The following is a 13816-nucleotide window of genomic DNA, read 5'->3' as shown; positions in this document are numbered from 1 at the left end:
TAACCCTCGTCACTCCCGGAGGCGGGGAGCCGGCCCTACGCCTCCCCCACCGCCGCGAACGCCCCCCGCGCCATCCGGTGCAGCAGTTCCGCCGTCACCGCGCGCCCCGGGCGGCCCAGGTGGGGGGTGGAGTTCAGGAGGCCGAAGACCGAGTGGACGGCGGAGCGGGCGGCGGGCTCGGCGAGCGCCGGGTAGACCTCGCGGAGCACCCCGACCCACAGCTCGACGTACTGCCGCTGCAGCTGCCGCACCATCTTGCGGTCGGCGTCCCGCAGGCGGTCCAGCTCGCGGTCGTGCAGGGTGATGAGCGGGCGGTCGTCGAGCGCGAAGTCGATGTGCCCCTCGATGAGCGAGTCGAGGACCGCCTCGGGACCCGTCGCACCGGCGCCCGCCCCGGAGCCGGCCGCCCCGTCCGCCTCCGCCAGCCGCCGTTTCGCCCCCGTCAGCAGCGAGTCGCTGATCCCGACCAGCAGTTCGGCGAGCATCGCGTCCTTGCCGGGGAAGTGGCGGTAGAGACCGGGGCCGCTGATACCGACCGCGGCGCCTATCTCGTCGACGCCGACCCCGTGGAAGCCGCGCTCGGCGAAGAGCCGGGCGGCCTCCTTGAGGATCTGCTCGCGGCGGGTGGGGGCGTCGGTTCTGGTGGCCATGGAGTCGATTCTAGACAGGGAGGTTAGCGGTCGTTAACCTGAAGGAAATGCGTTAACGCTCATTAACTGGTCGATCACTGGGTGAGGGGACCGCAGGATGCAAGAGGCACCGGAGCTGACGACGGCGGCCGATCCCGCCTCCGAGGCCTTTCGGGCCAACGAGGAGGCGCACGCCGCCCTCGTTCAGGAGCTGCGCGCCAAGCTCGCGGCGGCCCGGCTGGGCGGCGGCGAGCGGGCGCGGGCCCGGCACACCGCGCGCGGCAAGCTGCTGCCGCGCGACCGCGTGGACACGCTGCTCGATCCGGGCTCGCCGTTCCTGGAGCTGGCGCCGCTCGCGGCCGACGGGCTCTACGACGGAGCGGCCCCCGCCGCCGGCGTCATCGCCGGCATCGGCCGGGTCAGCGGCCGGGAGTGCGTGATCGTCGCCAACGACGCCACCGTCAAGGGCGGCACGTACTACCCGATGACCGTGAAGAAGCACCTGCGGGCGCAGGAGGTGGCGCTGGAGAACCGGCTGCCGTGCCTCTACCTCGTCGACTCCGGGGGCGCCTTCCTGCCGATGCAGGACGAGGTCTTCCCCGACCGCGAGCACTTCGGGCGGATCTTCTACAACCAGGCCCGCATGTCCGGCGCCGGCATCCCGCAGATCGCCGCCGTCCTCGGCTCCTGCACGGCGGGCGGGGCGTACGTCCCGGCGATGAGCGACGAGGCGGTGATCGTCCGCAACCAGGGCACGATCTTCCTGGGCGGCCCCCCGCTGGTGAAGGCGGCCACCGGCGAGGTGGTCACGGCGGAGGAGCTGGGCGGCGGCGAGGTCCACTCGCGGGTGTCCGGCGTGACCGACCACCTGGCCGAGGACGACGCGCACGCCCTGCGCATCGTGCGGCAGATCGTCTCCACCCTGCCGGAGCGCGGCACGCTCCCCTGGGGCGTCGAAGCGTCCGTCGAGCCGAAGGCGGACCCGCAGGGGCTGTACGGCGCGGTGCCGGTCGACTCCCGCACCCCCTACGACGTCCGCGAGGTCGTCGCGCGCGTGGTGGACGGCTCCCGCTTCGCCGAGTTCAAGTCCGAGTACGGGCAGACCCTGGTCACCGGCTTCGCCCGGATCCACGGCCACCCGGTCGGCATCGTCGCCAACAACGGCATCCTGTTCTCCGAGTCCGCCCAGAAGGGTGCCCACTTCATCGAGCTGTGCGACCAGCGCGGCATCCCGCTGGTGTTCCTGCAGAACATCTCCGGCTTCATGGTGGGCCGGGACTACGAGGCCGGCGGCATCGCCAAGCACGGCGCCAAGATGGTCACGGCGGTGGCGTGCACGCGCGTGCCGAAGCTGACGGTCGTCGTCGGCGGATCGTACGGCGCGGGCAACTACTCGATGTGCGGGCGGGCGTATTCGCCGCGCTTCCTGTGGATGTGGCCCAACGCCAAGATCTCCGTGATGGGCGGCGAGCAGGCCGCGTCCGTGCTGGCCACGGTCAAGCGGGACCAGCTGGAGGGGCGCGGCGAGCAGTGGCCGGCCGAGGAGGAGGAGTCCTTCAAGGCGCCGATCCGCGCCCAGTACGAGCACCAGGGCAACGCCTATTACGCGACCGCCCGCCTGTGGGACGACGGCGTGATCGAGCCCGCCGACACCCGGCAGGTGCTGGGCCTGGCCCTGACCGCGTGTGCCAACGCGCCTCTGGGCGAGCCCCAGTTCGGCGTCTTCCGGATGTGAGGAGGGGACCCATGGACAACACGAAGGACACGCCGCGCATGTTCGACACCGTGCTCGTCGCCAACCGCGGCGAGATCGCCGTCCGCGTCATCCGGACGCTGCGCTCGATGGGCGTGCGCTCGGTGGCGGTCTTCTCCGACGCCGACGCGGACGCACGGCACGTGCGGGAGGCCGACGAGGCGGTACGGATCGGCCCGGCGCCGGCGACCGAGAGCTACCTGTCCGTCGAGCGGCTGCTGGAGGCGGCGGCCCGGACGGGCGCGCAGGCCGTGCATCCGGGGTACGGCTTCCTCGCCGAGAACGCCGGCTTCGCGCGGGCCTGCGAGGAGGCGGGGCTGGTCTTCATCGGGCCGCCCGCCGACGCGATCGCCCTGATGGGCGACAAGATCCGCGCCAAGGAGACGGTGCGGGCGGCCGGGGTGCCGGTCGTCCCCGGCTCCAGCGGCAGCGGGCTCACCGACGGACAGCTGGCCGAGGCCGCCCGCGAGATCGGCACCCCGGTGCTGCTGAAGCCCTCGGCGGGCGGCGGCGGCAAGGGCATGCGGCTGGTGCGGGACGAGGCGGTGCTGGCCGACGAGATCGCCGCCGCCCGCCGCGAGGCCCGCGCCTCCTTCGGCGACGACACGCTGCTGGTGGAGCGGTGGATCGACCGTCCCCGGCACATCGAGATCCAGGTACTGGCCGACGGCCACGGGGGCGTGGTGCACCTGGGCGAGCGCGAGTGCTCGCTGCAGCGCCGCCACCAGAAGGTGATCGAGGAGGCGCCCAGCGTCCTGCTCGACGAGGCGACGCGGGCGGCGATGGGCGAGGCGGCCGTGCAGGCGGCCCGTTCCTGCGGCTACCGGGGCGCGGGCACGGTGGAGTTCATCGTGCCGGGCGGCGACCCCTCGCAGTACTACTTCATGGAGATGAACACCCGTCTCCAGGTCGAGCACCCGGTGACCGAGCTGGTGACCGGCCTGGACCTGGTGGAGTGGCAGCTGCGGGTGGCGGCGGGCGAGCGGCTCGGGTTCGCGCAGGCGGACGTACGGCTGACCGGCCACGCGATCGAGGCCCGGCTGTGCGCGGAGGACCCGTCCCGCGGCTTCCTCCCCTCCGGCGGCACGGTGCTGCGGCTGCGCGAGCCCGAGGGCGACGGCGTGCGCACCGACTCGGGGCTCAACGAGGGCACCGAGGTGGGCAGCCTGTACGACCCGATGCTGTCCAAGGTGATCGCCTACGGCCCCGACCGGGAGACCGCGCTGCGCAGGCTCCGGGCGGCGCTGGCCGGGACGGTCACCCTGGGCGTGCCCACCAACGCGGGGTTCCTGCGCCGGCTGCTCGCGCACCCGGCGGTGGTCGCGGGCGACCTGGACACGGGGCTGGTGGAGCGGGAGGTCGGCGGACTCGTACCGGACGAGGTGCCGGCGGCGACGTACGCGGCGGCCGCGCTGCTGCGCCAGGCCTCCCTCACGCCCGTCGGCGGCCCCGGCTGGGCCGACCCGTTCGCCGCCGCGGACGGCTGGCGCATGGGCGGGGAGCGCGCCTGGACGGCGCACCACCTGCGGGCGGCGGGCCACGACCCGGTGACCGTGCGCGTGCGCCGGGCACCGGGCGGAGAAGTGGAGCTGCTGCTGCCGGGACGCGACACGCCCGTTCGGGGGTCCGGGAGCACGCCCCCGCGGCCCGAGGACGAGCACCGGTTCACCTTCCTCCTCGACGGCGTCGCCCACACCTTCACCGCTCTGCCGGACGGCAGCTGGCTGGGCCGCGACGGTGACGCCTGGCACGTGCGCGACCACGACCCGGTCGCCGCCTTGCTGAACCGGGCCGCCCACGCGGGCGCCGACTCGCTGACCGCGCCGATGCCGGGCACGGTGACGGTGGTGAAGGTCGCCGTCGGCGACGAGGTGAGCGCCGGGCAGAGCCTGCTGGTGGTGGAGGCGATGAAGATGGAGCACGTCGTCTCCGCCCCGCACGCGGGCACCGTCGCCGAGCTGGACGTGGCGCCGGGCACCACCGTCGCCATGGACCAGGTGCTGGCGGTCGTCGCACCCACCGACGAGGGGCAGGAGACGACATGAACACCCCGGAGCTGGATCTGCCCATGGCCGTACCGGCGACGGGCCTGCCCGCGCGCGTCCGCATCCACGAGGTCGGCGCCCGCGACGGACTGCAGAACGAGAAGGCGACCGTGCCGACGGCCGTCAAGGCGGAGTTCGTCCGCCGCCTGGCCGGCACGGGCCTGACCACGATCGAGGCGACGAGCTTCGTCCACCCCAAGTGGGTCCCCCAGCTGGCCGACGCCGAGGACCTGTACCCGCAGATCTCCGGCCTGCCGGTGTCGCTGCCGGTGCTGGTGCCGAACGAGCGGGGCCTGGACCGGGCCCTCGCGCTCGGCGCGCGCCGCGTCGCGGTGTTCGCGAGCGCCACGGAGTCCTTCGCCAAGGCCAACCTCAACCGCACGGTGGACGAGGCGCTGGCCATGTTCGAGCCGGTGGTGGTCCGGGCGAAGGCGGAGGACGTCCACGTACGCGGTTATCTCTCGATGTGCTTCGGCGACCCGTGGGAGGGCCCGGTACCCCTCCCCCAGGTGGTGCGGGTCTGCCGGGCCCTGCTGGACATGGGCTGCGACGAGCTGAGTCTCGGCGACACCATCGGGGTGGCCACCCCCGGCCAGGTGACGGCCCTGCTCACCGCGCTGACCGGGGCGGGTGTGCCGGTGTCCGCGCTGGGCGTCCACTTCCACGACACCTACGGCCAGGCCCTGGCCAACACGCTGGCCGCGCTCCAGCAGGGCGTCACCACGGTCGACGCCTCGGCCGGCGGGCTGGGCGGCTGCCCGTACGCGAAGTCCGCCACCGGCAACCTCGCCACCGAAGACCTCGTGTGGATGCTGCGCGGCCTCGGCATCGACACCGGGGTCGACCTCGGCCGTCTCGTCGCCACAAGCGTCTGGATGGCCGCACACCTGGGCCGACCCAGCCCGTCCCGCACCGTTCGAGCCCTCTCCCACCAGGAGTCGTGAACACCATGGACCACAAGCTCTCCCCCGAACTCGAGGAACTGCGCCGCACGGTGGAGGAGTTCGCCCACGACGTCGTGGCACCCAAGATCGGCGACTTCTACGAGCGGCACGAGTTCCCGTACGAGATCGTCCGCGAGATGGGCCGCATGGGCCTGTTCGGGCTGCCGTTCCCGGAGGAGTACGGCGGCATGGGCGGCGACTACTTCGCCCTCGGCATCGCCCTGGAGGAGCTGGCCCGGGTCGACTCGTCGGTGGCGATCACGCTGGAGGCGGGCGTCTCGCTGGGCGCGATGCCCCTGCACCTGTTCGGCACCGAGGAGCAGAAGCGCCAGTGGCTGCCCCGACTGTGCTCCGGCGAGATCCTGGGCGCGTTCGGACTGACCGAGCCGGACGGCGGCAGCGACGCGGGCGCGACGCGCACCACGGCCCGCCTGGACGAGGCGACGAACGAATGGGTCGTCAACGGCACCAAGTGCTTCATCACCAACTCCGGCACGGACATCACCGGCCTGGTGACGGTCACGGCGGTCACCGGCCGCAAGCCGGACGGGAGGCCCCTGATCTCGTCGATCATCGTCCCGTCCGGCACCCCGGGCTTCACGGTGGCCGCCCCGTACTCGAAGGTCGGCTGGAACGCGTCGGACACCCGTGAGCTGTCCTTCGCCGACGTCCGGGTCCCGGCGGCGAACCTGCTGGGCGAGCAGGGGCGCGGCTACGCGCAGTTCCTGCGCATCCTGGACGAGGGCCGGGTCGCCATCGCCGCGCTGGGCACGGGGCTCGCGCAGGGCTGTGTGGACGAGTCGGTCACCTACGCGAAGGAACGTCACGCCTTCGGCAGGCCCATCGGCGCCAACCAGGCGATCCAGTTCAAGATCGCCGACATGGAGATGAAGGCCCACACGTCCCGTCTCGCCTGGCGGGACGCGGCTTCGCGGCTGGTGGCGGGTGAGCCGTTCAAGAAGGAGGCGGCGCTGGCGAAGCTGTACTCGTCGACGGTGGCGGTGGACAACGCCCGGGACGCCACCCAGATCCACGGCGGCTACGGCTTCATGAACGAGTACCCGGTGGCCCGCATGTGGCGGGACGCGAAGATCCTGGAGATCGGCGAGGGCACCAGCGAGGTCCAGCGGATGCTGATCGCACGGGAGTTGGGGCTGGCGGGCTGAGCCCCCAAAGGGCCGGGGTGGGGCGGCAAACGGGCCCCACCCCTGGACAAGATCTGAGGTTAGGCTAACCTATCTTCGAATCGTCCCGCAGGGCACGACCCTCCGCACCGTTCGAAGGCAGCCACCACCATGTCCAACGCCAGCGCCACCCACCCGACCCGCCGTGGAATCCTCGCCGCCGGCGGCGCCCTCGGCCTCGGTGCCGTGCTCGCGGCCTGCGGGGACGACGACGGCAAGAGCGGCGGCTCGGGCGACAGGACGGGTGGCGCGGCCGCCAAGTCCGGCCCCTGGTCCTTCAAGGACGACCGCGGCACGACCGTGAAGCTGGACAAGGTGCCGACGAACATCGTCGCCTTCACCGGTGTCGCTGCCGCGCTCCACGACTACGGCGTCGAGGTCAAGGGCGTCTTCGGCCCGACCACCACCAAGGACGGCAAGCCCGACGTGCAGGCCGGCGACCTCGACGTCGACAAGGTCACCGTCCTCGGCAACGAGTGGGGCAAGCTCAGCGTCGAGAAGTACGCCTCCCTCGCCCCCGAGGTGCTCATCACCACGACCTTCGACACCGCGGGCACCCTCTGGTCCGTCCCGGAGGAGTCGAAGGACAAGATCGCCAAGCTCGCGCCGAGCGTGGCCATCTCCGTCTTCGACCGCCAGCTCACCCAGCCGCTGCAGCGCATGTGGGAGCTGGCCGAGTCGCTCGGCGCGGACATGAAGGCCAAGAAGGTCGCCGACGCCAAGGCCGCCTTCGACAAGGCGGCCGCCCGGCTGCGCGCGGCCGCCAAGGCCCGGCCCGAGATCCGGGTGCTGGCCGGTTCGGCGAGCCCCGACCTGTTCTACGTCTCCGGCACCAACCTCTCGGTGGACCTGGAGTACTTCAAGGCCCTCGGCGTGAACTTCGTCGAGCCCTCCGAGGAGGCCAAGAAGGCGACCGGCGGCTGGTTCGAGTCCCTGAGCTGGGAGAACGTCGACAAGTACCCGGCCGACGTCATCATCATGGACGACCGCGCCTCCACCATCCAGCCCGCGGACATCACCGAGGGCACCTGGAAGAAGCTCCCCGCGGTCAAGGCCGGCCAGGTCATCGCCCGCTCCCCCGAGCCGATCCTGTCCTACGACAAGTGCACGCCGCTCCTCGACAACCTGGCCGAGGCGATCGAGAACGCCAAGAAGGTCGGCTGACCCTTCCCCTTTCTCCCCCGGAGCCCTCCATGACGACGGCCGTGGCCGCCCCGTTCCGTTTCTTCTCCCTCCAGGTCGTACGGACGCGGCGGCTCGGACCTTCCCTGGCCCGGGTCACCTTCGCGGGGCCCGACCTGCGCGACTTCCACTCCGACGGCCTCGACCAGTCCTTGTCGCTGTTCCTGCCGCACCCGGGGCAGACCGCGCCCGCGGTGCCGGTGGAGTTGGGCGAGGACTGGTGGCAGGGCTGGCGCGAACTGCCGGAGGACGTACGGGCGGTGATGCGCTCCTACACGCTGCGGGCGCTGCGCCGGGACGGCGAGGGGCACACCGCCGAGATCGACGTCGACTTCGTGCTGCACGGCCTCGAACCGGGCTCGGGGGCCCAGGCCGGTCCCGCCGCCCGCTGGGCCGCCGGCGCCGCCCCGGGCGACCGCGTGCTGATCCTCGGCCCGGCGGTCGCGGACAATCGGGCGATCCGCTTCCGGCCGCCCGGGGACACCGACCTGGTGGTGATCTGGGCCGACGAGACCGCCGTACCGGCCGCCTGCGCCGCCCTGGAGGCACTGCCGGCCGGCACCCGCGCCCGGGTCTGGCTCGAGGTGCCGCACGCCGAGGACGTGCAGGACCTCCAGACGGCCGCGGACGCCGAGGTCACCTGGCTGGTCGGGAACGCCGGCGGCGGCTCCGAAGCCACCCTCGCCGCGCTCCGGGACGCCCACCTTCCGCCCGCCGAACACCCCTACGTCTGGATCGCGGGAGAGTCCGGCTGCGTCAAGGAGCTGCGGCGGCACTTCGTGCGCGAGCGCGGCATCGACCGCCGGCGCGTCACCTTCGTCGGCTACTGGCGCCGGGGGCTGACGGAGGAACAACTCCGCGAGCAGGACTGACGCCTGCCACTTCCAGGGGCCGCAGTGACGGCGGTCACCCCGCGACGCGCGTTTGATCCTCTCAACTTAGGTTAGGCTAACCTAAGTTAAACTGAGGAGGACTCAGCTCTCTCCCGCCCCTCTCGGACCGTCCCCACCGGAGGACCCCCACATGCGCTCGCACCTGCTCAACGACACCACCGCGGAGCAGTACCGCCGTTGCGTGACCGAAGGAGTCGAGCGGGTGGCCGCCAAACTCGCCACCACCGACCGCCCGTTCACCGGTGTCACGGTCGACGCCCTCTCCCCCCGCGTCGACGGGATCGACCTCGACCGGCCCCTGCGCGACACGGCCGCGGCCCTCGACGAGCTGGAGGACGTCTACCTCCGCGACGCCGTCTACTTCCACCACCCCCGCTACCTCGCCCACCTCAACTGCCCGGTCGTCATACCGGCGGTGCTCGGCGAGGCGGTCCTGACCGCCGTCAACTCCTCCCTGGACACCTGGGACCAGTCGGCCGGCGGCACGCTCATCGAGCGGAAACTGATCGACTGGACCACGGGGCGCATCGGCCTCGGCTCCGCGGCCGACGGTGTGTTCACCTCCGGCGGCACCCAGTCCAACCTCCAGGCGCTGCTGCTGGCCCGCGAGGAGGCCAAGGCCGAGTCCCTCGCCGACCTCCGCGTCTTCGCCTCCGAGGTGAGCCACTTCAGCGTGAAGAAGTCGGCGAAACTGCTCGGCCTCGGGCCCGACGCCGTCGTGTCGATCCCCGTGGACCACGACAAGCGGATGCAGACCGTCGCCCTCGCCCGTGAGCTGGAGCGCTGCGCGCGCGCCGGCCTCGTCCCCATGGCCGTCGTCGCCACCGGCGGCACCACCGACTTCGGCTCCATCGACCCGCTGCCCGAGATCGCCCGGCTGTGCGAGCGGTACGGCGTGTGGATGCACGTGGACGCGGCCTACGGCTGCGGGCTGCTGGCCTCCCTGAAGTACCGGGACCGCATCGCCGGCATCGAACGGGCCGACTCCGTCACCGTGGACTACCACAAGTCCTTCTTCCAACCGGTGAGTTCGTCCGCCGTGCTGGTCCGCGACGCGGCCACCCTGCGGCACGCCACCTACCACGCGGAGTACCTCAACCCGCGCCGGATGGTACGGGAACGTATCCCCAACCAGGTGGACAAGTCCCTCCAGACCACCCGCCGCTTCGACGCGCTCAAGCTGTGGATGACCCTGCGCGTCATGGGCGCCGACGGCATCGGCGAGCTCTTCGACGAGGTCTGCGACCTGGCCGCCGAGGGCTGGAGACTGCTCGCCGCCGACCCGCGCTTCGACGTGGTGGTCGAGCCGTCGCTCTCCACCCTGGTCTTCCGCTGCATTCCGGCGGCCGTCACCGACCCCGCCGAGATCGACCGCGCCAACCTGTACGCCCGCAAGGCCCTGTTCGCCTCCGGCGACGCCGTGGTCGCGGGCACCAAGGTGGCCGGACGCCACTACCTGAAGTTCACCCTGCTCAACCCCGAGACGACCACGGCCGACATCGCCGCCGTCCTCGACCTGATCGCCGGCCACGCCGAGCAGTACCTGGGAGACTCCCTTGACCGCGCTTCCTGAAGCCCCGGAGACCACCTACGACTTCGTGGGCATCGGCCTCGGCCCCTTCAACCTCGGCCTCGCCTGCCTCACCGAGCCCATCGCGGAGCTGAACGGCGTCTTCCTGGAGTCCAAGCCGGACTTCGAGTGGCACGCCGGCATGTTCCTGGACGGCGCCCACCTCCAGACCCCGTTCATGTCGGACCTGGTCACCCTCGCCGACCCGACCTCGCCGTACTCCTTCCTCAACTACCTGAAGGAGAAGGGGCGGCTGTACTCGTTCTACATCCGCGAGAACTTCTACCCCCTGCGCGTCGAGTACGACGACTACTGCCGCTGGGCCGCACACAAGCTCGGCAGCGTCCGCTTCTCCACCACGGTCACCGAGGTCACCTACGACGAGCGGGAGGAGCTGTACGCCGTCGCCACCACCTCCGGCGACACCTACCGCGCCCGCCGCCTCGTCCTCGGCACCGGCACCCCGCCGCACATCCCGGACGCCTGCCGGGGCCTGGCCGGCGACTTCCTCCACAACTCCCGGTACGTCCACCAGCGCGCGGAACTGGTGAAGAAGAAGTCGATCACGCTGGTCGGCAGCGGCCAGTCCGCCGCCGAGATCTACCGGGACCTGCTGGGCGAGATCGACGTCCACGGCTACCAGCTCAACTGGGTGACCCGCTCCCCGCGCTTCTTCCCCCTCGAATACACCAAGCTGACGCTGGAGATGACCTCCCCGGAGTACGTGGACTACTACCACGCGCTGCCCGAGGACACCCGCTACCGCCTCACGGCCGAGCAGAAGGGCCTGTTCAAAGGCATCGACGGCGACCTGATCAACGAGATCTTCGACCTGCTCTACCAGAAGAGACTCGGCGGCCCGGTCCCCACCCGCCTGCTCACCAACTCGGCGCTGACCAGCGCCCGGTACGCGGACGGCACGTACACGCTCGGCTTCCGCCAGCAGGAGCAGGGCGCGGACTTCGAGATCGAGACCGAGGGCCTGGTCCTCGCCACCGGCTACCGGTATGCCGAGCCGGAGTTCCTCAAGCCCGTCCGAGGCCGGCTGCGCCACGACTCCCGCGGCAACTTCGACATCGCCCGCAACTACTCCGTGGACGTCACGGGAGGCGGCGTGTTCCTGCAGAACGCGGGGGTCCACACGCACAGCGTCACCAGCCCGGACCTGGGCATGGGCGCCTACCGCAACAGCTGCATCGTCCGGGAGCTGCTCGGCCGCGAGTACTACCCGGTCGAGAAGACGATCGCGTTCCAGGAGTTCGCCGTATGAGCCGCACGAGCACCGCCACCACCACCGCCGTCGGGGCGCTGACCCTGCGCCCCGTCGACCCGCTGACCGACGCCGTACTGCTGCACGGCTGGCTCACCCACCCCAAGTCCGCGTTCTGGATGATGCAGGACGCCAGGCTGGTGGACGTGGAGCGGGCGTACATGGAGCTGGCCGCCGACGAGCACCAGCAGGCCCACCTCGGCCTGCACGACGGTGTCCCGGCCTTCCTGATGGAGCGCTACGACCCGGCCCACCGCGAGCTGGTCGGACTGTACGAGCCCGAGCCCGGTGACGTCGGCATGCACTTCCTGGTCGCGCCGACCGACCGGCCCGTGCACGGCTTCACCCGTGCCGTGATCACCACCGTGATGGCCGAACTGTTCTCCGACCCGGCGACCCGGCGGGTCGTCGTCGAGCCGGACGTCGCCAACACCGCCGTCCACGCCCTGAACGCAGCCGTCGGATTCGTGCCCGAGCGCGAGATCCAGAAGCCGGAGAAGAGGGCGTTGCTGAGTTTCTGCACCCGTGAGCAGTTCGAGAAGGCGGTGTCCGCATGAGCCTCGCCGATGCCGTCGCCCACCTCTCCCCCGCACGCTGGGAGCGGGCCAACCGCCTCCTGATCCGCAAGGCGCTGGCCGAGTTCACGCACGAACGCCTGCTGACCCCCGAGCGGGAGCCGGACGGGGCGGCGTACACCGTCCGCGCCGACGACGGAAAGACCGCCTACCGCTTCACCGCCACCGTCCGCGCCCTGGACCACTGGCAGGTGGACGCCGACTCGATCACCCGCCACCGCGACGGTGCCGAACTTCCGCTCGCGGCGCTGGACTTCCTCGTCGAGCTGAAGGACACCCTGGGCCTGAGCGACGAGATCCTCCCGGTCTACCTGGAGGAGGTCTCCTCCACCCTCTCCGGCACCTGCTACAAGCTGACCAAACCGCAGGTCACCTCGGCCGAGCTGGCCCGGAGCGACGACTTCCAGGCCGTCGAGACCGGCATGACCGAGGGCCACCCGTGCTTCGTCGCCAACAACGGCCGGCTCGGCTTCGGCATCCACGAGTACCTCTCGTACGCCCCCGAGACCGCGAGCCCGGTCCGGCTGGTGTGGCTGGCGGCGCACCGCTCGCGGGCGGCGTTCACGGCGGGCGTGGGCATCGAGTACGAGCCCTTCGTCCGGGACGAGCTGGGCGCGGCCACCGTCGACCGGTTCCACGGCGTGCTGCGCGAGCGCGGCCTGAACCCGGACGACTACCTGTTCATCCCGGTCCACCCCTGGCAGTGGTGGAACAAGCTCACCGTCACCTTCGCCGCCGAGGTCGCCCGCGGGCACCTGGTGTGCCTGGGCGAGGGCGACGACGAGTACCTGGCCCAGCAGTCCATCCGCACCTTCTTCAACACCAGCCGGCCCGAGAAGCACTATGTGAAGACGGCCCTGTCCGTCCTCAACATGGGCTTCATGCGCGGCCTGTCGGCGGCGTACATGGAGGCCACCCCCGCCATCAACGACTGGCTCGCCCGGCTGATCGAGGGCGACCCGGTGCTGAAGGAGACGGGGCTGAGCATCATCCGGGAGCGGGCGGCCGTGGGCTACCGGCACCTGGAGTACGAGAAGGCCACCGACCGCTACTCGCCGTACCGCAAGATGCTGGCGGCGCTGTGGCGGGAGAGCCCGGTGCCGTCCCTGCGGGAGGGCGAGACGCTCGCCACCATGGCCTCCCTGGTCCACGTCGACCACGAGGGCGCCTCCTTCGCGGGCGCGCTGATCGAGCGGTCGGGGCTCGCGCCCACCGAGTGGCTGCGGCACTACCTGCGCGCCTACTACGTCCCGCTGCTGCACAGCTTCTACGCCTACGACCTGGTGTACATGCCGCACGGCGAGAACGTGATCCTGGTCCTGGCGGACGGGGTGGTGCGGCGCGCGATCTACAAGGACATCGCCGAGGAGATCGCGGTGATGGACCCGGACGCCGTGCTGCCGCCGGAGGTGTCCCGGATCGCGGTGGACGTTCCGGACGACAAGAAGCTCCTGTCGATCTTCACTGACGTCTTCGACTGCTTCTTCCGCTTCCTCGCCGCGAACCTGGCGCAGGAGGGGATCGTGACGGAGGACGCCTTCTGGCGGACGGTCGCGGAGGTCACCCGGGCGTACCAGGAGTCGGTGCCGGAGCTGGCCGAGAAGTTCGAGCGGTACGACATGTTCACCCCCGAGTTCGCGCTGTCCTGCCTCAACCGGCTCCAGCTGCGCGACAACCGGCAGATGGTGGACCTGGCCGACCCGTCCGGCGCGCTGCAGCTGATCGGGACCCTGCAGAACCCCATCGCGGGGCTCTGACCACAGACGGGCGG

General features: G+C 71.5%; 11 protein-coding genes. 10 read left to right on the top strand and 1 reads right to left on the bottom strand.

The features are described from left to right. Positions 1 to 35: 35 nt before the first annotated feature. Positions 36 to 650, bottom strand: coding sequence for a TetR/AcrR family transcriptional regulator (locus AB0P07_RS14335; protein ID WP_125631439.1), 615 nt, complete (start codon positions 648 to 650; stop codon positions 36 to 38). Positions 651 to 747: 97 nt separating this feature from the next. Between AB0P07_RS14335 and AB0P07_RS14330 the strand changes: the two genes are divergently transcribed. The 10 genes from AB0P07_RS14330 (at position 748) to AB0P07_RS14285 (ending at position 13802) form a co-directional block, all read left to right on the top strand. After that, positions 748 to 2364 (top strand): carboxyl transferase domain-containing protein, encoded by a 1617-nt coding sequence (locus tag AB0P07_RS14330; RefSeq protein WP_365549798.1) that lies wholly within the window; start codon positions 748 to 750, stop codon positions 2362 to 2364. Positions 2365 to 2402: 38 nt separating this feature from the next. Further along, complete coding sequence (locus AB0P07_RS14325) at positions 2403 to 4427, top strand: acetyl/propionyl/methylcrotonyl-CoA carboxylase subunit alpha (protein WP_365550332.1); 2025 nt, start codon at positions 2403 to 2405, stop codon at positions 4425 to 4427. Then, on the top strand, positions 4424 to 5371 hold the full coding sequence (locus AB0P07_RS14320) for a hydroxymethylglutaryl-CoA lyase (protein ID WP_365549795.1): 948 nt from the start codon (positions 4424 to 4426) through the stop codon (positions 5369 to 5371). The genes AB0P07_RS14325 and AB0P07_RS14320 overlap by 4 nt, the downstream gene beginning before the upstream one ends. Positions 5372 to 5376: 5 nt before the next feature. Next, positions 5377 to 6537, top strand: coding sequence for an acyl-CoA dehydrogenase family protein (locus AB0P07_RS14315; protein ID WP_365550329.1), 1161 nt, complete (start codon positions 5377 to 5379; stop codon positions 6535 to 6537). A 129-nt stretch (positions 6538 to 6666) separates the two neighbouring features. Continuing rightward, the gene (gene desE, locus AB0P07_RS14310; protein WP_365549793.1) at positions 6667 to 7719 is read left to right on the top strand and encodes a siderophore-binding protein DesE; all 1053 of its coding nucleotides are present in this window, start codon (positions 6667 to 6669) and stop codon (positions 7717 to 7719) included. 29 nt (positions 7720 to 7748) lie between these two features. After that, the gene (locus AB0P07_RS14305; RefSeq protein WP_365549790.1) at positions 7749 to 8609 is read left to right on the top strand and encodes a siderophore-interacting protein; all 861 of its coding nucleotides are present in this window, start codon (positions 7749 to 7751) and stop codon (positions 8607 to 8609) included. A 151-nt stretch (positions 8610 to 8760) separates the two neighbouring features. Then, positions 8761 to 10203 carry a lysine decarboxylase DesA gene (gene desA, locus AB0P07_RS14300; protein ID WP_365549787.1) on the top strand — a complete coding sequence of 481 codons (1443 nt, stop codon included), beginning with the start codon at positions 8761 to 8763 and terminating at the stop codon, positions 10201 to 10203. Next, positions 10187 to 11470: a lysine N(6)-hydroxylase/L-ornithine N(5)-oxygenase family protein gene (locus AB0P07_RS14295; protein ID WP_365549784.1), complete on the top strand. Its 1284-nt coding sequence runs from the start codon at positions 10187 to 10189 to the stop codon at positions 11468 to 11470. The genes desA and AB0P07_RS14295 overlap by 17 nt, the downstream gene beginning before the upstream one ends. Beyond that, entirely contained in the window at positions 11467 to 12027 is a 561-nt protein-coding gene (locus tag AB0P07_RS14290) for a GNAT family N-acetyltransferase (protein ID WP_365549781.1), read from the top strand. The genes AB0P07_RS14295 and AB0P07_RS14290 overlap by 4 nt, the downstream gene beginning before the upstream one ends. Next, positions 12024 to 13802 (top strand): IucA/IucC family siderophore biosynthesis protein, encoded by a 1779-nt coding sequence (locus AB0P07_RS14285; RefSeq protein WP_365549778.1) that lies wholly within the window; start codon positions 12024 to 12026, stop codon positions 13800 to 13802. The genes AB0P07_RS14290 and AB0P07_RS14285 overlap by 4 nt, the downstream gene beginning before the upstream one ends. Positions 13803 to 13816 lie beyond the last annotated feature (14 nt).

The sequence above is a fragment of the Streptomyces sp. NPDC085944 genome (assembly GCF_040686295.1).
In the GTDB taxonomy this organism is placed as follows: domain Bacteria; phylum Actinomycetota; class Actinomycetes; order Streptomycetales; family Streptomycetaceae; genus Streptomyces; species Streptomyces salinarius.
The sequence above is the reverse complement of the archived record's forward strand: the minus strand, read 5'-3'. Positions and strand labels throughout refer to the sequence as shown.

What these genes read in the sequence shown, in the direction of transcription:
- AB0P07_RS14305 (WP_365549790.1), top strand. Translation starts at nt 7,749, where the DNA reads ATGACGACGGCCGTGGCCGCCCCGTTCCGTTTCTTCTCCCTCCAGGTC.
- desE (WP_365549793.1), top strand. Translation starts at nt 6,667, where the DNA reads ATGTCCAACGCCAGCGCCACCCACCCGACCCGCCGTGGAATCCTCGCC.
- desA (WP_365549787.1), top strand. Translation starts at nt 8,761, where the DNA reads ATGCGCTCGCACCTGCTCAACGACACCACCGCGGAGCAGTACCGCCGT.
- AB0P07_RS14290 (WP_365549781.1), top strand. Translation starts at nt 11,467, where the DNA reads ATGAGCCGCACGAGCACCGCCACCACCACCGCCGTCGGGGCGCTGACC.
- AB0P07_RS14325 (WP_365550332.1), top strand. Translation starts at nt 2,403, where the DNA reads ATGTTCGACACCGTGCTCGTCGCCAACCGCGGCGAGATCGCCGTCCGC.
- AB0P07_RS14320 (WP_365549795.1), top strand. Translation starts at nt 4,424, where the DNA reads ATGAACACCCCGGAGCTGGATCTGCCCATGGCCGTACCGGCGACGGGC.
- AB0P07_RS14285 (WP_365549778.1), top strand. Translation starts at nt 12,024, where the DNA reads ATGAGCCTCGCCGATGCCGTCGCCCACCTCTCCCCCGCACGCTGGGAG.
- AB0P07_RS14330 (WP_365549798.1), top strand. Translation starts at nt 748, where the DNA reads ATGCAAGAGGCACCGGAGCTGACGACGGCGGCCGATCCCGCCTCCGAG.
- AB0P07_RS14315 (WP_365550329.1), top strand. Translation starts at nt 5,377, where the DNA reads ATGGACCACAAGCTCTCCCCCGAACTCGAGGAACTGCGCCGCACGGTG.
- AB0P07_RS14335 (WP_125631439.1), bottom strand. Translation starts at nt 650, where the DNA reads ATGGCCACCAGAACCGACGCCCCCACCCGCCGCGAGCAGATCCTCAAG.